Below are 19,295 nucleotides of genomic sequence, written 5' to 3' on the forward strand. Positions count from 1 at the left end.
CGAGCGCTTGATCACCCTGCCTGAGGTGTCATGCGCGGTAACAAAGGGAGTCCGGGACGCCGTGCAATGCGTCGCCCGGAGTCGACTGTTTTCCGCAGCGCTCCTGCCCCGGTTTCCGCACACCCGAAAACGGGGCTGCTCCGGGCGGCACAGGTGACTGCCACTCCGTACGAAGAACCGGCCGGACGCGGTTTACTCGACCGTCACCGATTTGGCGAGGTTGCGCGGTTTGTCGACGTCGGTGCCCCGTTGCAGCGCGGCGTGATAGGCGAGCAGCTGCACCGGCACGGCGTGGAGGATGGGGCTGAGCACGCCGATATGGCGCGGCGTGCGGATGACGTGGACGCCGTCCGACTCGCTGAAATGGCTGTCGAGATCGGCGAAGACGAACAGCTCGCCGCCGCGTGCGCGGACTTCCTGCATGTTCGATTTCACCTTTTCGAGCAGGCTGTCGTTCGGCGCGATCACCACCACGGGCATGTTGTCGTCGACCAGCGCGAGCGGGCCGTGCTTGAGCTCGCCGGCCGGATAGGCTTCGGCGTGGATGTAGCTGATTTCCTTGAGCTTGAGCGCGCCTTCGAGCGCGATCGGATAGTGGAGGCCGCGGCCGAGGAAAAGCGCGTGGTCCTTGGTGGCAAACTTTTGCGCCCAGGCGGTGATCTGCGGTTCGAGATTGAGCGCGTGCTGCACCGAGCCGGGCAGGTGGCGCAATGCGTCGAGGTAGCCCTGTTCGGCGGCGTCGTCGAGGCGGCCGTGTAATTTAGCGAGCGTACCGGCAAGCGCGAACAGCGCGATCAGCTGGGTCGTGAAGGCCTTGGTCGATGCCACGCCGATCTCGGCGCCGGCGCGGGTGTAGAACACGAGGTCCGAAGCGCGGGGAATCGCGCTTTCGCGCACGTTGCAGATCGACAGCGTTTTGTCGTGGCCAAGTGATCTGGCGTATTTCAGTGCCTCCATCGTATCCAGCGTTTCGCCGGACTGGCTGATGGTGACGACGAGGTGCGACGGGTTGGCGACGACGGTACGGTAACGGTACTCGCTGGCCACCTCGACATTGCACGGCACGCCGGCGATGGCCTCGATCCAGTAACGCGCGACCGATGCGGCGTAAAAGCTCGTGCCGCACGCGATGATCTGCACACCCTGCACCTGCGGCAGCAGGTCCGCCGCCCTGGGGCCGAACAGCGCCGGGACGAAACCGGCGTCGAGCAGCGGGGCTATGGTATCGGCGATCGCCTTCGGCTGTTCGTGGATTTCCTTCTGCATGTAGTGGCTGTAGGGGCCGAGTTCGAGCGAAGCGAGCGACACGTCGGACAGGTGCTCCTCGCGGGTGATCGCGGTGCCGTGGCGGTCGAACAGTTCGATGCCGTCGCGGCGGAGGCGGGCGGTATCGCCTTCTTCGAGGAAAATCACCCGGCGCGTTGCCGACAGCACGGCCGAGACGTCCGAGGCGATCAGGTTCTCGCCGTCGCCCAGACCGATCAGCAGCGGGCAACCCATGCGGGCGACGACCATCTGGTCGGGATGGTCGCGGGCGATGACGGCGATGGCGTAGGCACCGGTCAACTCTTGCGCAGCCTGCTGTACCGCACCGAGCAGATCGCCCGATTCCCGATAGTGGGCATGGACGAGGTGGGCGATGACCTCGGTGTCGGTCTGCGATTCGAACACGTAGCCGCGCGCCTTGAGTTCGTCGCGCTTCTGGTCGTGATTTTCGATGATGCCGTTGTGAACAACGGCGATCAGGCCGCCGGAAACATGCGGGTGTGCGTTCGGTTCGGTGACGCCACCGTGCGTGGCCCAGCGGGTATGGCCGATGCCCAGCGATCCGGTCAGCGAGACTTCGCGCGTTGCCGCTTCCAGCTCGGCAACACGGCCGACGCGGCGCACCCGACGGATTTCCTCATCCAGGACCGCGACGCCGGCCGAGTCGTAGCCCCGGTATTCGAGCCGGGCCAGACCGGCAATCAGTGCCGGGACCACATTGCGTGAAGAAATCGCGCCGACAATACCGCACATGAACCACTCCAGAATTTTGCGTTGCACAAAATTTATGCGATGAACGTCGATTTGTCGTTACAGAAAAACCCGCAAGCCGGTTGTCGGCCTGGCCGCGCAACCGATGGGCGGACGGTTTGCGCCGACTAGAGTAAAAACTGGACGGGACGGGACCCGCCCGGAGGCTCCGGCTTTTTTCCGGGGCGGGAGTTCGCATGGCCACACAGCTGCTGTCGCTCGGGATGTTCGGGGTGCGCCTGATGGACCGTATCCTTACCGCGCCTGCCGTGCTGCCGCACGAGCTTGCCGATGATCTCGTCGACGAGATCAACTACTACCTGCCCTGCACGCACGGCCGGGAACAGCGGATGCTGTTCCAGCTGGCCTGCGAGCTGCACGAGGCCATGGACGAGGCGTTTACCCGTGTCGACGGCCTGGCTGCACGCCACAGCACGATCGGCCTCGTCAATGCGCTGCTGGATCAGGCCCACGACCAGAGCCGCGATCCGCAGACCGAACCCTGAGGACGCGCAGCCGACTCAATCGCCGAGATGCGGGTCGCGCGCCAGCATGGCGTCGACGGCATGGCGGCGTGCCTTTTCCTTGTGCGCGCGGGCGCGATCGTCCTCGGCCAGTGCCTTGTAGAGCGAGAAGCACAGACCGACCATGATGAGCGCGAACGGCAAGGCCGAGACGATGGACAGGGTCTGCAGCGCCTTGAGGCCGCCCGAGAACAGCAGCACGACCGCCATCGCGCCGATGACGAAACCCCAGACGATCTTGATCCACGCCGGTGGATCCTGACGGCCCTTGGTCGACAGCATGCCCAGCACTAGATTGGCCGAGTCGGCCGAGGTGACGAAGAAACTCACGATGAGCGCCAGCGCCAGCACCGACAGAACCTGGGTCAGCGGCAAGGCGTTGAACATGGCAAACAGCGTCTTGGCATAGTCCTCGTGCTGGACCGCGAGCAGGTTGATGCCTTCCATCAGCTGCTGGTGGATTGCCGTGCCGCCGAAGGCCGAGAACCACAGGAAACTGACCAGGCTTGGGGCCAGCAGCACGCCGACGATGAATTCGCGGATCGTCCGGCCCTTGGAAACCCGGGCGATGAACAGGCCCACGAACGGCGCCCAGGTGATCCACCAGGCCCAGTAGAACAGCGTCCAGTCGGCCACCCACGAACCCTTGCTGAACGGGGTCAGCCGCAAGCTCATGTACGACAGGTTGTTGATGTAGCCGCCCAGCGTGGTGGTGAACGATTCGAAGATGAACTTCGTCGGGCCAAAGGCAAACACCGCCAGCAGGAGCAGGAAGGCGATGCCGATGTTGATGTTCGACAGCCACTGGATGCCGCGGCCGACGCCTGACAGCGACGAGGCGATCGCCAGCCCCATTGCGACGACGATGATGACGATGTGCAGCGAGTCGGTATCCGGCACGCCCAGCGCATGCGTCAGGCCGCCGCCGATCTGCAGCGTCCCCAGACCGAGCGAGGTGACTACGCCGCAGGCGGTGGCGATGATCGCGAGGATGTCGACCAGCTGGCCCAGCACGCCGTTGACCCGGTCGCCGAACAGCGGCCGGAATGCTTCGGACACCAGCGTCGGCAGACCGCGGTTGAAACTGAAATAGGCAATCGCCAGCCCCATGACGCTGTAGATCGCCCAAGGGTGCAGGCCCCAGTGGAAGAAGGTGTAACGCAAGGCGGTGCGTGCGGCGTCGGCGGTCAGCGCATCGCCCGATGGCGGGGTGGCGAAGTGGGCCAGCGGCTCGGCTGCGCCCCAGAACACGAGACCGATGCCCATGCCGGCCGAAAACAGCATTGCAAACCAGCTGATCCGGGAGAATTCGGGTTCGGCATCGTCGCCGCCGAGCCGGATCGAGCCAAAGCGGCCGAAGGCAAGATAGATGGCGAACAGCAGAAAGCCGAACACCGACAGCAGGTAGAACCAGCCGAAGCTGCCGATCGTGCCCGACAGCAAGCCCTGGGTGGTGGCGCTCATGCTGGCCGGCGCAATCACGCCCCAGGCGACGAAGCCCAGGGCGATGGCGAGTGAAACGATAAAGACCATACAACTCTCCGGTGAATGCTTCTTTTTAGGCTAACACCGGAGGTTGGAGGTCGATATGTCAATGTAAGCCATTGACGGATAAGACGTAATGAAAACGCCCCTGCAGGGCGGAGGCGTTCCGGCTTAGTTGGCGACCAACTGGCCACCTGCATCGCGGACCCGGTCGCCGGTGGCGAATGAGGGCTGCTGCGGGTAGCTGTAGGTGCGCTGGCTGCCGTCCTCGAACGAAACAACGACGTCGTAAACCACGGTCTTGCGGACCTGTTTTTCGATCTGGTGGCCGGCCAGCGCACCGCCGAGGGCGCCGACGATCGTGGCCGCCGTATTGCCGCGACCGCTGCCGATCTGGTGACCGACCACACCGCCGACGGCTGCGCCGGCAACGGCGCCGCCGCCACTGGCCTGGCCGGCTTCCTCGTGCGTCTGGATCGCGACGACGCGGCCGCAGCTGGCGCAGACCTGGGGGGCCGGGGCCGGACGGGATTCGGCCTGTTCCTGCGGACGCGGCGTCGGCTTCGGCTTGGGTTTCGGATGCGGCGTCGGCTTGGGCGTCGGGGCGGGTGTCGGTACCGGCGTCGCGGTGGGTTCGGGTGTGACCACCGGCGCCAGTGTTGCCGGGACCGAAGCGACGGCTGGCTGGCTGGCGATGATCATGACCGGTTCGCTGGCCACCGGAGCCGGAGCGGCACCGATCCAGCCCAGCATCTTGGCCGTGACGACGCCGGCGGCGACGATGACCGCACCGGCGGCGGCGAGAAACGCCGGGTGTGTTTTCGGGGCGTTCGACATACGGACAGTCTCCTGTGGGTTGTGCACCGATGATGCAGTAGCGCCCAGTCTAGCGTCAGTGACCCTGCCCACAGTCCGGCCCGGCACTTTTCACCCGATGTCAACGCATGCCGGCATCGCGTGACTGATGCCGGCATCACCGCGTTTCGCGCGCGTCCTCGTCCTGAGCCAGTTCGGCCAGCGTGTCGAACAGCCGTGCCAGCAGCGGCGGAATGCTGGCCTTGCCGCGCTGTTCGGCGGCTTCGGCGATCGCCAGTGCCATACCCGGTTTGGCTTCGCGACGGATCGCCCGGTGGATCAGTTCGGCGGTGTCGGGGAGCGGGCCGCGCGTCCAGTGCGCGGCCTCGCGGTAAACATCGTCGAAACCGTTCTCGAACAGATAGTGTTCGATGTCGCGCGAGGGCAGGACGGTCAGATGGCGGGCTTCGTCGCGGCCGTGCAGCAGCGCCCGCGTCTTGTTCGCATACATCCGGCCTGCGTCGTCGCCGTCGGTGATCAGGTGCCAGCGGATGCCGAACGCATCGGCGAACTTGATCAGCGGCGCCAGCCCGGCCTGGGCGAATTCGACGCTGCGGATGCCGAGCGCGCCGAGGTTGACGCCGTAGCGGCGCGCCAGCTCCGGCAGCAGCCAGAATTCCGTTTCGCCTTCGACCAGCAGCCAGGTCCGCGCGAACAGGCTGTTCGGGCGGTTGGCGCGGACATGGAATCCCACCTTGCGCGCATCCTGCCGCGACAGTGCGTCGCGGCCCAGCTGGTAGACGAACACCTTGTCGTCGCCGCGCACCAGCCGGCGCAGGCTGTGATGTGGGAAGCTGGCCAGCAGCTCTCCGCTGTTGGTGGTGACCAGCTTCTGGACCGGCAGTTGTTCGACCAGTCCCCACAGCTGGATCAGCTGGGTCGGATGCAGATGCGTTTCCGGGTCCTCGACCAGCAGCAAGGGCATTTCGCCGTCGTGCAGTCCGCTGGGGCCGCGCGCTTCGAGCAGGGAGCCGAGCAGAAACAGCAGCGCGAGCTGCTGGGTGCTGCTGCCCGCGCGGTTGGCGATGTCCAGCAGGCTCGCATGGTCGCGGAACGTGACCGGCGCAGCGGCAATGTCTTCGGCGAGCCTTTGCACCGATGGCTGGTGCAGGCGGTCGGCATGGCGCCACAGCAGTTCGCGCATCGCGGCGATGCCCTGTTGCAGCACGCCCGGGCCGACCTTGTGCGGCTGCTGCAGGAGCGCCTCGAACGTGCGCTGGACGGTCTCGGCCGGCGCTTCGCCGTTGTCGAGTGCAATCGGGGCGACGTCGTGCGGCGGCTGGGCCAGCCATTGCGACAACTGCAACTCGCGCAAGCGCAGCACGGGGTGGCGTTCGACCAGTTCGCAGGCCAGCGCATCCGCCTCCGGATGGCGGCGGACCTTCCCGGCCGGGCCGAGCAGTTCGCGCCGGACCACGACGTTGTTGCCGTCGCCGTTGCGGTGCGCAGCGATGCGCAGGCTGAGCCGCCAGCGGCGCTTGCGGTCACGCCAGGCCAGCGAGGTCAGCCGGGGCGACAGGGGCAGTGGCTGGGGTTCGTCGTCGCCGAAGGTCAGCGTGATGGCCAGCCATTTGGCGGCCACGCCGGTGGCGTCATGGTGGAAGTCGTCGACGTCGAAACGCGCACCGGCGGCGGCACCGGGGCCGAGGCAGCGGGCCAGCGCTTCGATCAGGCTGGTCTTGCCCCAGTTGTTTTCGCCGAACAGCACCGTCCGGTCGGCTTCGAGCGACAGTGCGATGCGGCTGATGCCGCGGAAATTGTCGACCTGCAGGTGGATGAGACGCATGCATGGCTCCGTGTGCAGCCTCAAGCATGGCGCGCCACGCCGCCTGCGGCAACGGGGGCGTAAAAAAGCCCGGCTTGCGCCGGGCTGAGCGGGATTGTTGTTCTAGCTTGTTATCAGAGCTTGAAGCGGCGGATCTGTCCGGCCAACTGGTCGGATACCGACTTGATCGACTGCGCCGCGTCGACAGTGCCGCGCGCTGCGGCCAGCGTGCCGTTCGACGATTGGGCGACTTCGTCGACGTCGTTGCGGATGGCCCGGCTGGCGCCGACCTGATCGGCCAGCGTGCGGCCGATGCCGTCGACGACCTGGGCGGTTGCCTCGGTCTCGGCGCGGATCGCCTTGACCGCCTCGCCGCCTTCCTTGGCCTGGCGAATGCCTTCCTTCAGCTGTTCGACCATGTCGTCCATCCGGGTCTTGGCGGTCTGGCTGCTGGTCTGCACGGCGTTGATGGTGTTGCCGATTTCCTGCGTCGCGGTGCTGGTGCGTTCGGCGAGCTTGCGGACTTCGTCGGCAACCACCGCAAAGCCGCGGCCCTGTTCGCCGGCGCGGGCCGCTTCGATTGCGGCGTTCAGCGCCAGCAGGTTGGTCTGGTCGGCGACGTCGCGGATCACCGCGATCACGGCCGAGATGCTGCCGACGCGGGCGGCGAGGTCATCGATGCTGGTTTGCGTATCGCCGACCGATTGCTCGGTTTCGGTCAGCCGCGCCACGGCGGCCGAAATTACCTGCTGGCCCTTGGCCGAAATGCCGGTGGCCGATTCGCTCTGACGGCGTGCGGTGTCGGCTTCGGCTTCGGCGCTCTGGGTCTGCTCGGCGAAGCGCTCCGCGGTCTGGGCAATGCGGCGGGCGGCGTCGCCCTGTGCCTCGACCAGACGGTTGCTGCCTTCGGCCTTGCCGACGATGTCGTCGCTGGTCCGGTGCAGCGTGCCGACGGCCGACTGCAGTTCCTGCATCACGCCACGCAGCGCGTCGCGCATTTTCAGCACCGAGCCGTAAATGCTGTTCGGCGCGACGTTGCGGGTCGTCTGACCGGCAGCGAGGTCGCCATCGGCAACGCGTTGCACCAGCTTGAGGACTTCGCCGGGTTCGCCACCGAGATCGCGCAGCAGACGGGCCACAGCAGCGAGCATCAGCGCGGCGACCAGACCGGCGACGATCAGGCAGACGATGACCTGCCAGCGGGCGCTGGCCCAGAAGCGCGCATCGGCTTCGGCCGAGCTGACGCCGGTACCGACGATCCAGTGCCAGCGCGGCGTGCGCTGCGCGACCGAGACGAGGTCGACAACCTTGCCTTCGCGTTCGCTGGTCCACGGATACTGCGTCAGCGCGCCGCCGGACTGGTCGAGCGCTGCAGTGGCGATCGCACCGACGCTCTTGCCCTGCGCATCCTTGAACTCGTTGAAACTGGTGCCGTGCAGCTGCGGGTCGAGCGGCGTTGCAACGAAAGTCAATTTATCGTCGGTGACATAAACGTACTCGGATTTGTGGTATTTGTTCTCGCGCAGAATCTGCGTGGCGATTTTCTTGGCTTCGTCGTCGCTGATCATGCCGCTCGCCGCAGCGCTTTCCAGCTGGGCGATCGTGTTGTAAGTGCTCTTCATCAGCTGTTCGATGCGGGCGCGGTTGTCGAGGTTGGCTGCATGACGCATGGTGAACAGGCCGGCGAACATGACGCCGAGCAGCGCGACCAGGACCAGAGCTGACAAGCTCCAAGCTTTTAGACGCAAAGTCATCGAGTACTCCGTTTGAAACGACGAAAACGCTGTAAGCATACCGTGAAATAAATCAGAAAAAGCTTATTTGGATCAATTGCAGACCATTGGTCTTTTTCGCGTGGCTGCAGCGCAACAATGGCCGCGTACCGGGCGCGCGAAAACGCGGGGCGCCATTCGCCGGATTCGTCGATCCGCGAAGGCCGGAATACATCACAAGGGGTTGTATGAAAACAAAAAATTCTTGGGTCGAGCCTGCGATCGCCACGTGCGCCGTGGTGCTTCTGCTGGCCTTGTCGTACCAGATCCTCGCACCGTTCATTGCGGCGCTCGTCTGGGCCGGGATTCTGGTCTACGCAAGCTGGAAACCTTACTCATTGCTGTCGAAGTGGATGCGCGGCAACCGTTTGCTGCCGGCTTTGCTGCTGGTGGGGACATTTGCGCTGGTGGTCGTGGTGCCTTTGGTGATCGCCGGGGTCGAACTGGCGGGCAATATCGACGGCATTTCGCACTGGCTGCAATCGCACATCGAGGCCGGGCTGCCGCCATTGCCGCATTTCCTGACCTCGCTGCCCTGGTTCGGTCCGAAGGTGTCCGAGTTCTGGAACGCACTGGCGCAGGGTGATCCGGAAGTCGTCAATCGCCTGAAGGAGTGGCTCAAGCCCATCGGCAGCGTGCTGCTGCTGTTCGGCAAGGCTATCGGCAGCGGACTGATGCTGATGCTGATGAGCCTGGCGTTCGCGTTCTTCTTTTATGTCGGTGGTCACGAGATCGTCCGCTGGTTCATTCGCGTGCTGAACAAGATCGGCGGCAAGCGCGCCGAGGAGTTGCTGATGATCGCCGCGGGTACCGTGCGCGGCGTTGTCTACGGCTTCATCGGTACTGCACTGGTCCAGGGCGCGCTGGCGTGGTTCGGTTACTGGCTGGTCGGCGTCGAGAACGCTGCGGCCTTCGGCCTGGTCAGCTGCTTCCTGTCGCTGATTCCGGGCGGCCCGAGCCTGCTGGGCCTGCCGGTGGCGTTCTGGCTGTACCAGCAGGGCGATACCGGTTGGGCGGTGTTTCTCGGCATCTGGATGGTCGCGGTCGTCAGCATGGCCGACAACGTCGTCAAGCCGCTCTTCATCGGCAAGGAAAGCAATCTGCCCTTCGTGCTGATCCTTGTCGGCGTGCTCGGTGGTGCGCTGGCCTGGGGGGTACTCGGCGTATTCCTCGGCCCGACCCTGTTGGCGGTCAGCTACGCGCTGCTGCACAACTGGGCGGCGCGACAGATCGAGGAAGAAGCTGAACAGGACGCCAAGGCAAACGATACGGCGTCGTGAGTGCCAGTCCGGCCTAGGCCGGCTGCGGCGCCAGCCGGTGGTCGAGCGCGACGATCAGCAAGCCGGTTGCGGCGAACGCGAATGCGAACGCCGCCGCGTTCCACAGAACCGGGCCGTAGCCGTAGCTTGCGACGTTGAAGAAAGGGTAAGGATAGTGGGCCAGCAATCCGCCCCGGATCAGCACGTAGCCGAAGTAGGCCACCGGCCAGATCAGCCAGCGGAACGCATCGCGCCAGCGTAGCGTTCCGGCCGGTGCATAGCCGAGCCAGTAGCAGAGATAGGCGGCGGGCAGGACGTCGTGCAGCAGCAGATCGACGACGAATTCCAGTCCGCGCGGCGCCCACAGGTGCCGCAGCAACACTTCATAGGTAACCGCAACGACCAGCACGTAGACGAGGCTGGCCGCGCGGACACCGGGCCGCCACAGCCAGCGGGCCAGCCGCCCTTGCGGTCCGAGCCAGGCCGCCGTCAGCACCAGTGCTAGCAGCAGCATGCTCAGGTTGGTGAAGAAATCGAAGAAACGCGATAGCGCGGCAAGCAGCGTGTGCCCCTGCGCCAGCTCGGCCGACACCGTCAGCCCCAGTCGCGCGAGCACGGCAAACCATGCTGTCAGCCCCAACAGCAGTTCAAGGCGGTTGGCCCGTGATCGGGCCGTGGACGAGGGGCGGGTCATTCGGCGTGTTCGGTTTCTTCGGCGCGGCAAGCGGGGGGCGATACCGCACCGGTTCTACCGTCTTAGCGCCGATTGCCGGTGGCGGCGAGCCGCAAGCCGGATCGACCGACTGCCGGTCTGTCCTGTCTCCGCCCGCTCAGGCGGGCGTAATGCGCCGGTACGTGGCTGCCTGCCCGAGGCGGAGGCCGGCCGCATCGACCAGATTCCACACGGTGACGTCCTCTATCCAGAACCGCCGGCCCGATTTGGCAATGCGCAGGCCGCGATAGCCGCTGGCGTAGCCCTGACGGGCGACATCGGCGAGCAGCCGGTCGCGTTCGTCGCGATTCGGGGCTTCGGCCGACAGCCGCGACGGCAGCCCGATGAATTCGTCCCAGTCGTACTCGAAACAGGTCTGTGCCGCGAGGTTCGCGTAAATGAAGCACGGGTCGGCCTGCGTGTCGTGCGCCAGTACGCAGAACGGTGCGGCGTCGTACAGCCAGCGCGCCGCATCGGATGGCGGCAAGGCCGGGTCGACCAGATCGTGACCGGTCAGCCGCCGGTGGCTGGCGCAGAGCAGGGCGGCAAAATCCGCGGAGTGGGGCGTGACGATCACGTCGGGGATTCTCCATAGGCGTAGCCCGAGTGCGCGACTTCCTCGCGCAGCCAGTCGACAAAGGTCGCGACGGCGGGGCGATAGGGCGGCGGTGACGGCGACAGCAGCCAGTAGGCGCCGGGCATCGGCAGCTTGGTCGGGAACACCTGCACCAGTCGGCCCGCAGCCAGATCGTCATGCACCAGCACTTCCCGTGCGAGCGCGATGCCCTGCGCGTCGAGCGCCGCCTGCACCAGCAGGCCGGAGTCGGTAAAGACCAGCCCGTTCTGCGGCTCGGGCCAATCCAGCCCGGCTTCGACAAACCAGTGGGTCCACGGCTCGATCGACGAGCGCAGCAAGGGCCAGCGCGCGAGATCGGCGGGGCTTGCCGGCAGGCCGCCGGCCAGCTGCGGGCTGGCGACGACCACGAACGCATCGCGCATCAGCGGCTCGAGATACAGGCCGGGCCAGTCGCCGGCACCGACACGCAGGCCGAGGTCGATACCTTCGGCGGCCAGATCCTCGCGCGCCTTGGTCGAGCGGATCCAGACCTCGATTTCGGGATGGCGATTGATGAAGCGCCCGAGCCTTGGCGTCAGCCATTTGGCGGCGAACGAGGGCAGGCAGGTCAGCACCACGCGCGGCCGGTTGCGCTCGTGCTGCAGCTCGGCAATCGTTTCGCCGACGCGGCAGAGGCTGGCGTTCAGCGTCTCGGCCAGCTGCCGGCCTTCGGCGGTGAGCTTGACCCCGCGGCCGTCGCGGCTGAACAGCGCAAAACCGAGCGTGTCTTCCAGCGCGCGAATCTGATGGCTTACTGCACCATGCGTGACGAACAGCTCGTCGGCGGCGCGACCGAAGTGGCCGTGCCGTGCCGCTGCTTCGAACGCGCGCAGCGCCGGCAGCGAGGGCAGTTTTCCGGGTGATTTGAATGGTGAATTCATTTCACGATTTCGGTGAAAAGTGGTCGTTTGTGGCGCGACGGTGCCCGAGCCAGAATCCTTGCATGACAACGGAATCGGCGCAAGCAGTGCCAAAGGAAGGTGCATCATGGCAGACGATCGGCTGCATCGCAGGCTCGCTTCCGGAGAAGTGATCCGGATTCATGTATTGGAGCTCACCATCGGTTCCGGCGTCGTCTGGGCGACCGATGAGAAAGGACGGGACATCCTGCTGGGAGCGGGCGATCGCCTCAGCGGTGGTGCCATGGTGCTCGAGGCGCTGCAGCCTTCGGATCTGTCCTGGCGTGCCGCCTGTTCGGACAGCCGCCTGCGGCGCAGCTGGGCCAGTGTTCGCCGCTGGATACGCGCCATTTTTGGCTACCGTCCCGTCATGGCGCGTTAACCGGATCACAGCGGCCAGCCGGCCGGACTGGCACGATGGCGGCATTCCCCTGCCTGGACGCGCGATCGTGAAACAAGGTCTGACCCATTCCCTGCTTGCACTGATACTGGCCGGCGCTGCGGCGCTGGCCACGGCCGACTCGTGGCGCGAAGGGCGCCACTATGCCCCGGGTGATGTCGTCTTCTATCAGGGGCAGCAGTACCGGGCGATCCAGGGGCATGACGCCCATCGGGGCGCCAACTGGAATCCGCGTGACGCCGCGTCGCTGTGGCAACCGGTCGGGCGACAGCATAGCGGCCGTTACGACGACGGCCAGTATCATCCGAACCCGCGTTACGACGATGGCCAGTACCACCCGGACCCGCGCTACGACGATGGCCGCTGGCGTCCGGACGTGCGCAGCGACGATTGGCGCCGCCGGCACTGGGAAAACAACGGCCGGCGCCGTCCGGACGGCTGGCGCGACGGCCACCGCTACGGTGGCGGCGAATGGGTGTGGTATCGCGGCCGGGCCTACGAGGCGCGCCGGCCGGTCAACGAGGCGGAGCTGTGGATGAACCCGCTGCAGGTGCCGGGGCTGTGGCTCGACATCACCGCCACGCTGCGCTGACTTACTGGTAGCCGTCTTCCTTGGTGTCGACGGTGATGCGCAGCAGCTTGCCGCTGGTGCCGGAGATGCCGCCGCCGACGAAGGTCAGCCGGCCTTCCTTCTTGTAGAACGTCTCGAAGCGGTAGGCATCCTTGCCGAAGTAGAACGGCACCCAGGCCTTGCCGGTGGTGTAGGTCTTGGTGTCGCTCGGGTTGCCGATCAGGTCTTCGACCTGGCGCTGCGACATGCCGATCTGCAGCTTGCCGAACTTGCTCTTCTTCGCCGGCGTGCCGACGATTTCGCCCTCGAACGTGCCGTCCTTGGACATCACCTTGCGACCGCCCGGCGACGCCGGGTCGGCCTGTTGCGCCGTCTGCTGTGCAGCGCCCTTGCCCGAATTCGTCGCTGCGGTCTTGCCACCGCTGGTGGACGACGCGGTCGTGGTGCCGGACTGGCTGGCGCAGGCTGAAAGCAGGGCGGCGGCGACAAGCAGGGCAAGGCGGGGGCGGTAAAGCATCGTGGTCTCCTGAACAGGGGCCGGGACGGCCGGGCAAGGGAAGCGGGCTGCTGCGCAGCCCAGCCGGCCATGCTAATGCAATATTTCGTTTTCTTGTTCCTGCTTCTTCATTTCTGTATTGATTTTTTCGTAAGTTGACAGTTTTTCCCGCATTTCTCTGGCGCCTGCATGGCGACAAGGGCGGCCCTGTGACGCGGTTCACAGTGGATCGCGGCCGTTCGGTCATAGTTCACAGCGGATTGAGTTGGTTGTTTGAAACAATCAACTTATGCAAACAGGGAAAAACAAAATGAAACGCACGAGCAAACTGGCTCTGGTGGTGCTGATGGCCGGCACCACAATGGTTGCGTCAGCACAGACGTGGAATGAGGCGCAGGGCAACGCGGTTGCCGTATCGCAGCCGGCCGATGGCGGCTTCCTGCGCGTCAGCGACAACGGTCAGTACCATCCGGATCCGCGTTACGACGATGGCCAGTACCATCCCAAGCGCCGCTATGACGACGGTCAGTACCATCCGGACCGTCGCTACGACGATGGCCAGTACCATCCGAAGCGCCGTTACGACGACGGCCAGTATCACGAAGGCCGCTGAGCCGGCTGCCGTCAACACGACAAAGGATCGGGATGATGACCAGAACCGGAAAACTGCTTGTCGCGCTGCTGATGAGCTGTACCGCGCTCGCCGCGTCGGCGCGGGAGTGGCACGAAGGCCGCCACTATTCGCGTGGCGAAGTCGTCAGCTATCACGGCCAGCGCTATCGCGCGCTGCAATCGCATGACGCCGCCCGCGATGCCGGCTGGACGCCGCAGCGTGCGCCGTCGTTGTGGGAGCCGCTCAACGGCAACCGGAATGACGGTCGCTACGACGACGGCCAGTATCACCGCTGAGCCTCGCCGCACCATGAAAAAAAGGGCCCCATCGGGGCCCTTTTCGTTGTTGCCGTGCCGATCAGGCCAGCTTGGCGAGCTGCTGCTTGAGCTTGGCCAGCTTGTCGTTCAACTCTGCGATCTGCGCACGATCCTTCTCGACCAGATGCGCCGGTGCCTTGTCGATGTAGCCCGGCTTTTCGAGCTTGGCGGTCATCTTGGCGAGACCGTCCTCGGTCTTGGCGATTTCCTTGGTCAGGCGCGCGGTTTCGGCGGCCTTGTCGACTTCGACCTTGAGCATCAGGCGGGTCGTACCGGCAACGGCGACCGGGGCGTCGTCTTCCGGCAGCCTGGCGACGACGCTGACTTCCGACAGCTTGGCCAGCGACTTCAGGTAGTCGCCGAAACGGGCCAGCGCGGCGTCGCCTTCGATGAACATCGGTACCTTGGTCGACGGCGGCAGACCCATTTCGCCGCGCAGATTGCGCGCGGCGAAGGCGATGGCCTTCAGCTCGTCGACATCGGCGTAGGCCGCGGCGTCGATCTTGCTTTCGTCGGCGACCGGCCACGCGGCGATCATCAGCGATTCGGTGTCCTTCTTGCCGGCCAGCGGCGCGACGATCTGCCACAGCTCTTCGGTAATGAAGGGCATGATCGGGTGGACCAGCCGCAGGATCACTTCGAGCACGCGGATCAGGGTACGGCGGGTGGCACGCTGCTGGGCTTCGGAGCCGGTCTGCACCGACACCTTGGCGAGTTCGAGGTACCAGTCGCAGTACTCGTTCCAGACGAATTCATAGATCGCCTGCGCGGCGAGGTCGAAGCGGAAGGTATCGAGCGCCAGCGTCACTGCCTTCTCGGCTTCCTGCAGCTTGCCGATGATCCAGCGGTCGGCGAAGCCGTAGTCGAGTTCGGCGCCGTCCTGCAGGCCGCAGTCCTTGCCTTCGACATTCATCAGCACGAAGCGGGTCGCGTTCCACAGCTTGTTGCAGAAATTGCGGTAACCCTCGCAGCGCTTCTGGTCGAAGTTGATCGAGCGGCCCAGCGAGGCCAGCGATGCGAAAGTGAAGCGCAGCGCATCGACGCCGTAGGCCGGGATGCCGTCCGGGAATTCCTTCTCGGTCTTCTTGGCGACTTGCGGTGCCTTTTCGGGGCGGCGCAGGCCGGTGGTGCGCTTTTCCAGCAGCGGTGCCAGTGCGATGCCGTCGATCAGGTCGACCGGATCGAGCACGTTGCCCTCGGACTTGGACATCTTCTTGCCCTCGCCGTCGCGCACCAGACCGTGCACGTAGACGTGGGTGAACGGCACCTTGCCGGTGAAGTGCGTCGTCATCATGATCATCCGGGCGACCCAGAAGAAGATGATGTCGTAGCCGGTGACCAGCACGCTGGAGGGCAGGAAGGCCTTCAGCTCGTTGGTGTCGTTCGGCCAGCCCATGCTCGAGAACGGCACCAGGGCCGAAGAGAACCAGGTGTCGAGCACGTCGTTGTCGCGCGTCACCGGCTTGCCGCCGGCCTGGGCGATCGCTTCCGCTTCGCTGCGGGCGACGTAGACCTTGCCGTCGGCGTCGTACCACGCCGGAATCTGGTGGCCCCACCACAGTTGGCGGCTGATGCACCAGTCCTGGATGTTGTTGAGCCACGCGTAATAGGTATTGACCCAGTCGCCCGGGACGAACTGCACTTCGCCGTTCTGGACGACTTCGAGCGCCTTCTGGGTGATGCTCTTGCCGGTCGCCTCGTCCGGTTTGCTCATCGCGACGAACCACTGGTCGGTGAGCATCGGCTCGATCACCGTGCCGGTGCGATCGCCGCGCGGCACCATCAGCTTGTGCTTCTTCGCTTCGACCAGCAGGCCCTGTGCTTCGAGGTCGGCGAGTATCGCCTTGCGGGCGTCGCGGGTCGACAGGCCGGCGTAGGCGGCCGGCAGTGCGATGCCGTCATGGGCAGAACCGTCGAAACCGAACACCTGTGCGTTCGGCAGGATGGTCGCCTGCAGGCTCATCACGTTGATCAGCCTGGTGTCGTGGCGTTTGCCGACCTGGTAGTCGTTGAAGTCGTGCGCCGGGGTGATCTTGACGAAGCCGGTACCGAATTCCTTGTCGACGTATTCGTCGGCGATCACCGGAATGGTACGTCCGGTCAGCGGCAGCGCGAGCTGCTTGCCCAGCAGGTGCTGGTAGCGCTCGTCTTCCGGGTTGATCGCAACGGCGACGTCGCCGAGCAGCGTTTCCGGTCGCGTCGTCGCGACGGTGATGAACTCGTCCGAGCCGACCACCGGGTACTTGATGTGCCACATGTGGCCGTCTTCTTCCTCGCTGACCACTTCGAGGTCGGACACGGCGGTGCCGAGCACCGGATCCCAGTTCACCAGGCGCTTGCCGCGGTAGATCAGGCCCTGTTCATAGAGACGGACAAACACTTCGCTCACGCAGGTCGACATCTTGTCGTCCATCGTGAAGTACTCGCGGCCCCAGTCGACCGACGCGCCCATGCGGCGCATCTGGCCGGTGATGGTGTCACCCGACTGCTTCTTCCAGTCCCAGACCTTCTCGATGAAGGCCGGGCGGCCGAGCTCGTGGCGGCTGATGCCCTGCGCGTCGAGCTGGCGTTCGACGACGATCTGCGTTGCGATGCCGGCGTGGTCGGTACCCGGCAGCCACAGCGTGTTGTCGCCGCGCATCCGGTGGTAGCGGGTCAGCCCGTCCATGATGGTCTGGTTGAACGCATGGCCCATGTGCAGCGTGCCGGTGACGTTCGGCGGCGGCAGCTGGATGCAGAACGACGGCGCGTCCATGTCCATGCTCGGGCTGAAGTAGTTCGCGCTTTCCCAGCGCGGGTACCAGCTGGCTTCGATGGCGGCCGGTTCAAAACTCTTGGCGAGTTGGTCGAGTGCAGTGCTCATGGGCGGGCGGCGAAAAATCGGTGAAAAACAGGCAATTATACAGGCTGGCGCGTCGTGCGTCGGCGCGGCTTGCAGGGCCGTAGTTCCCGGCCAGTCTCGGGTAATCGTAACGGTTGGGGTTTCCCGCCCGGTAAGCCACAATGAGAGATGAGGTAATTTGAAGTCCTTGTCCGTCATTTCTCAGGAGGTAATGCGAATGTCCAGCAATGGTGAAGCGAATCTGAACCAGGAAGAACTGATCGACGATCTGCGCAACGTGCTTGCGGAGACCGAGTCCATGCTCAAGGAAGTCGCCAGCGACGGCACCGAACAGGGCAGGGCGCTGCGCGCGAAAATCGCCGCCAACCTCTCGGTCGCCAAGGACAAGCTCGTCGAAACCGAGCGTCTTGTCGCCGGCAAGGCCAAGGTCGCGGCCAAGGTGACCGACGAATACGTACACGAAAATCCGTGGACGTCGGTGGGTGTCGCCGCAGGTGTGGGTTTCCTGCTCGGCCTGCTGGTGTCGCGCCGCTAAATCCACTTCGCCGGCTTGCACCCAAGCCGGCGTTTCGGGCATCGTGCCCGTCCCTCTTCTCCGAGCCCGTGTCCAACACATGAGCGATACCGAAACGGCCGGCACCCATTCCGGCCATCCCAACGTCCTCAAACGGCTGGCCGGCAGCGCGCTGGGGCTGATGCACGCCCACCTCGGCATCCTGTCGATCGAACTCGAGGAAGCACGCGAGCGCCTGCTGAAAACGCTGGTGCTCGGCGTGCTTGGCGCCGGCCTGCTGTTGCTGGCGCTGCTGGCGATCACCCTCGGTGCCATCCTGCTCGTCCCCGAACCGTGGCGTGCCTATACGGTGATCGCGCTGGTGCTGGCCTTCCTGCTGATCGGGGCCGGCTGCCTGTGGTTCGCCTGGAGCGGCATACGCTACGCCAAGACCCCGTTTGCGCTGACCATCGAAGAGCTGCGCCGCGACAAGGAGCATTTCCTGCGATGAGCGATCCGCGCCTCAAGGGCCGCGAGGCCCGCAAGCAGTTGCTGCAGCTGGAAGCCGAAACGCACCGCTTGCAGATCGCCGTCTGCCTGACCGAAATCCGCGCGCCGCTGGCGCAGGGCAAGCGCGGGCTGCTGTGGCTGTCGATCTTCAAGAAGCTGCAGGGCAACGCCGGCGTGCTGATGCTGGCAAGCAAACTGTTCTCGAAGAAGTACCGCGTACGCGGCATTGCGCAGATGCTGCCGGTTGCACTCGGCGCGTGGAAGGTGGCGCTGCTGGTACGGCGGTTGTTCAAACGCGGTTAGGTATCGCCGGCAATGACGATGCTTCGAATCGCTGCCGCGCAGTCGATATCAGTTCCTGGCGACGTTTCACGAAACGTCGCCACCCATATCGCGTTTGCCCGAGCCGCTGCGGCTGAATCGGTCAGCTTTCTGATTTTTCCCGAACTGTCTTTGAGCGGCTACGAGCCTGCGCTTCTGCACAAATGCACCCTTACTCCCTGTTCTGAGCTTTTGCAGCCGCTGCGCCAAATTGCCGCGAACGCAAAGATGACCATAGCGTTTGGCGCACCCGTCGAATCCGAGTCTGGCTCGGTGCCCTCAATCGGCAGTATCAATTTTCATGCTGACGGGTCGACCACGGTGTACCGCAAACGGTTTTTGCACCCGGGAGAGGACACGTTCGCAGTGCCTGGGCTGATCGACTCGCATTGTGTGGACATCGACAAGGCGCGCGTGGCGTTGGCCATCTGTGCGGATACCACGCACCCGGAACACGCCCGTTCTGCTGCCGCGGCCGGTGCAACGCTTTATGCAGCAGGAGTACTCTGGAGTAAGGCTGGTTACGCAGTTGACGCTGAAATGGTTAAAAGCCACGCGTTGGCGCATGGTTTCGGCGTGCTTGTGGCGAATCACGGTGGCCCGACGGGGGGATTCGTTTCGGGCGGCAAGAGTTCGTTTTGGGCCGGCAATGGCGAACTCGTCGTGCGCGCGCCAGACGAAGGTAACGCGCTGGTGATTGCAAGCAAGGTGGCTGATCAATGGCGGGGGAGCTGTCGCTTGGTCGACGCTTAGCGAGCAGGTTGGGCTGAACGAAACGAAATCCGACATGCTGTGCAATCTGTAAAACAAAAAGCGCGGTCGAAGCCGC

General features: G+C 65.0%; 20 protein-coding genes. 10 read left to right on the plus strand and 10 right to left on the minus strand.

All coding sequences use genetic code 11. From position 1 onward, the window contains the following. Positions 1 to 192: 192 nt before the first annotated feature. A complete protein-coding gene (gene glmS, locus JMJ54_RS14565; protein ID WP_203539286.1) occupies positions 193 to 2,019 on the minus strand; it encodes a glutamine--fructose-6-phosphate transaminase (isomerizing) in 1,827 nt (608 codons plus the stop codon). A gap of 194 nt (positions 2,020 to 2,213) precedes the next feature. Between glmS and JMJ54_RS14570 the strand changes: the two genes are divergently transcribed. Beyond that, the gene (locus tag JMJ54_RS14570; RefSeq protein WP_203539287.1) at positions 2,214 to 2,522 is read left to right on the plus strand and encodes a hypothetical protein; all 309 of its coding nucleotides are present in this window, start codon (positions 2,214 to 2,216) and stop codon (positions 2,520 to 2,522) included. A 15-nt stretch (positions 2,523 to 2,537) separates the two neighbouring features. Here JMJ54_RS14570 and JMJ54_RS14575 read toward each other — a convergent pair whose 3' ends face one another. The 4 genes from JMJ54_RS14575 to JMJ54_RS14590 all read right to left on the minus strand — a co-directional run bounded on the left by JMJ54_RS14575 (position 2,538) and on the right by JMJ54_RS14590 (position 8,372). Beyond that, complete coding sequence (locus JMJ54_RS14575; RefSeq protein ID WP_203539288.1) at positions 2,538 to 4,073, minus strand: BCCT family transporter; 1,536 nt, start codon at positions 4,071 to 4,073, stop codon at positions 2,538 to 2,540. A 123-nt stretch (positions 4,074 to 4,196) separates the two neighbouring features. Beyond that, complete coding sequence (locus JMJ54_RS19275; protein ID WP_239000114.1) at positions 4,197 to 4,862, minus strand: outer membrane lipoprotein; 666 nt, start codon at positions 4,860 to 4,862, stop codon at positions 4,197 to 4,199. A gap of 136 nt (positions 4,863 to 4,998) precedes the next feature. Continuing rightward, positions 4,999 to 6,666, minus strand: coding sequence for a DUF2813 domain-containing protein (locus tag JMJ54_RS14585; RefSeq protein WP_203539289.1), 1,668 nt, complete (start codon positions 6,664 to 6,666; stop codon positions 4,999 to 5,001). Between the two features lie 113 nt (positions 6,667 to 6,779). Then, positions 6,780 to 8,372: a methyl-accepting chemotaxis protein gene (locus tag JMJ54_RS14590; protein WP_203539290.1), complete on the minus strand. Its 1,593-nt coding sequence runs from the start codon at positions 8,370 to 8,372 to the stop codon at positions 6,780 to 6,782. Between the two features lie 233 nt (positions 8,373 to 8,605). Here JMJ54_RS14590 and JMJ54_RS14595 point away from each other — a divergent pair, with 233 nt between their 5' ends. Beyond that, the gene (locus JMJ54_RS14595) at positions 8,606 to 9,697 is read left to right on the plus strand and encodes an AI-2E family transporter (RefSeq protein WP_203539291.1); all 1,092 of its coding nucleotides are present in this window, start codon (positions 8,606 to 8,608) and stop codon (positions 9,695 to 9,697) included. Positions 9,698 to 9,710: 13 nt separating this feature from the next. Here JMJ54_RS14595 and JMJ54_RS14600 read toward each other — a convergent pair whose 3' ends face one another. The 3 genes from JMJ54_RS14600 to gcvA form a co-directional block, all read right to left on the minus strand. Then, complete coding sequence (locus tag JMJ54_RS14600) at positions 9,711 to 10,370, minus strand: Pr6Pr family membrane protein (protein WP_203539292.1); 660 nt, start codon at positions 10,368 to 10,370, stop codon at positions 9,711 to 9,713. A gap of 136 nt (positions 10,371 to 10,506) precedes the next feature. Beyond that, the gene (locus tag JMJ54_RS14605; protein ID WP_203539293.1) at positions 10,507 to 10,965 is read right to left on the minus strand and encodes an MEKHLA domain-containing protein; all 459 of its coding nucleotides are present in this window, start codon (positions 10,963 to 10,965) and stop codon (positions 10,507 to 10,509) included. Continuing rightward, entirely contained in the window at positions 10,962 to 11,885 is a 924-nt protein-coding gene (gene gcvA / locus JMJ54_RS14610; RefSeq protein ID WP_203539294.1) for a transcriptional regulator GcvA, read from the minus strand. Before gcvA ends, JMJ54_RS14605 begins: the two co-directional genes overlap by 4 nt. 106 nt (positions 11,886 to 11,991) lie before the next feature. Between gcvA and JMJ54_RS14615 the strand changes: the two genes are divergently transcribed. Together JMJ54_RS14615 and JMJ54_RS14620 are read left to right on the plus strand one after the other, a co-directional pair. Then, positions 11,992 to 12,285, plus strand: coding sequence for a hypothetical protein (locus JMJ54_RS14615; protein WP_203539295.1), 294 nt, complete (start codon positions 11,992 to 11,994; stop codon positions 12,283 to 12,285). Positions 12,286 to 12,352: 67 nt separating this feature from the next. Next, positions 12,353 to 12,895 carry a carbohydrate-binding protein gene (locus JMJ54_RS14620; protein ID WP_203539296.1) on the plus strand — a complete coding sequence of 181 codons (543 nt, stop codon included), beginning with the start codon at positions 12,353 to 12,355 and terminating at the stop codon, positions 12,893 to 12,895. 1 nt (position 12,896) lies between these two features. On the opposite strand, the gene JMJ54_RS14625 is transcribed toward JMJ54_RS14620, so the two are convergent. Beyond that, the gene (locus JMJ54_RS14625) at positions 12,897 to 13,391 is read right to left on the minus strand and encodes an outer membrane protein assembly factor BamE (protein WP_203539297.1); all 495 of its coding nucleotides are present in this window, start codon (positions 13,389 to 13,391) and stop codon (positions 12,897 to 12,899) included. Between the two features lie 289 nt (positions 13,392 to 13,680). Between JMJ54_RS14625 and JMJ54_RS14630 the strand changes: the two genes are divergently transcribed. Both JMJ54_RS14630 and JMJ54_RS14635 read left to right on the plus strand, forming a co-directional pair. Further along, on the plus strand, positions 13,681 to 13,983 hold the full coding sequence (locus tag JMJ54_RS14630) for a hypothetical protein (RefSeq protein ID WP_203539298.1): 303 nt from the start codon (positions 13,681 to 13,683) through the stop codon (positions 13,981 to 13,983). 35 nt (positions 13,984 to 14,018) lie between these two features. Continuing rightward, complete coding sequence (locus JMJ54_RS14635) at positions 14,019 to 14,279, plus strand: carbohydrate-binding protein (protein ID WP_203539299.1); 261 nt, start codon at positions 14,019 to 14,021, stop codon at positions 14,277 to 14,279. A 61-nt stretch (positions 14,280 to 14,340) separates the two neighbouring features. On the opposite strand, the gene JMJ54_RS14640 is transcribed toward JMJ54_RS14635, so the two are convergent. Then, positions 14,341 to 17,163 carry a valine--tRNA ligase gene (locus tag JMJ54_RS14640; protein WP_203539300.1) on the minus strand — a complete coding sequence of 941 codons (2,823 nt, stop codon included), beginning with the start codon at positions 17,161 to 17,163 and terminating at the stop codon, positions 14,341 to 14,343. 196 nt (positions 17,164 to 17,359) lie between these two features. Between JMJ54_RS14640 and JMJ54_RS14645 the strand changes: the two genes are divergently transcribed. The 4 genes from JMJ54_RS14645 to JMJ54_RS14660 all read left to right on the plus strand — a co-directional run bounded on the left by JMJ54_RS14645 (position 17,360) and on the right by JMJ54_RS14660 (position 19,219). Beyond that, positions 17,360 to 17,677: an ElaB/YgaM/YqjD family protein gene (locus tag JMJ54_RS14645; protein ID WP_203539301.1), complete on the plus strand. Its 318-nt coding sequence runs from the start codon at positions 17,360 to 17,362 to the stop codon at positions 17,675 to 17,677. Between the two features lie 79 nt (positions 17,678 to 17,756). Then, on the plus strand, positions 17,757 to 18,146 hold the full coding sequence (locus JMJ54_RS14650) for a phage holin family protein (protein ID WP_203539302.1): 390 nt from the start codon (positions 17,757 to 17,759) through the stop codon (positions 18,144 to 18,146). Next, positions 18,143 to 18,448: a hypothetical protein gene (locus JMJ54_RS14655; RefSeq protein ID WP_203539303.1), complete on the plus strand. Its 306-nt coding sequence runs from the start codon at positions 18,143 to 18,145 to the stop codon at positions 18,446 to 18,448. Before JMJ54_RS14650 ends, JMJ54_RS14655 begins: the two co-directional genes overlap by 4 nt. A 12-nt stretch (positions 18,449 to 18,460) precedes the next feature. Further along, on the plus strand, positions 18,461 to 19,219 hold the full coding sequence (locus JMJ54_RS14660; protein WP_203539304.1) for a carbon-nitrogen hydrolase family protein: 759 nt from the start codon (positions 18,461 to 18,463) through the stop codon (positions 19,217 to 19,219). Positions 19,220 to 19,295: the final 76 nt, after the last annotated feature.

Source organism: Jeongeupia naejangsanensis, from assembly GCF_016865585.1.
GTDB classification, from domain to species: domain Bacteria; phylum Pseudomonadota; class Gammaproteobacteria; order Burkholderiales; family Chitinibacteraceae; genus Jeongeupia; species Jeongeupia naejangsanensis.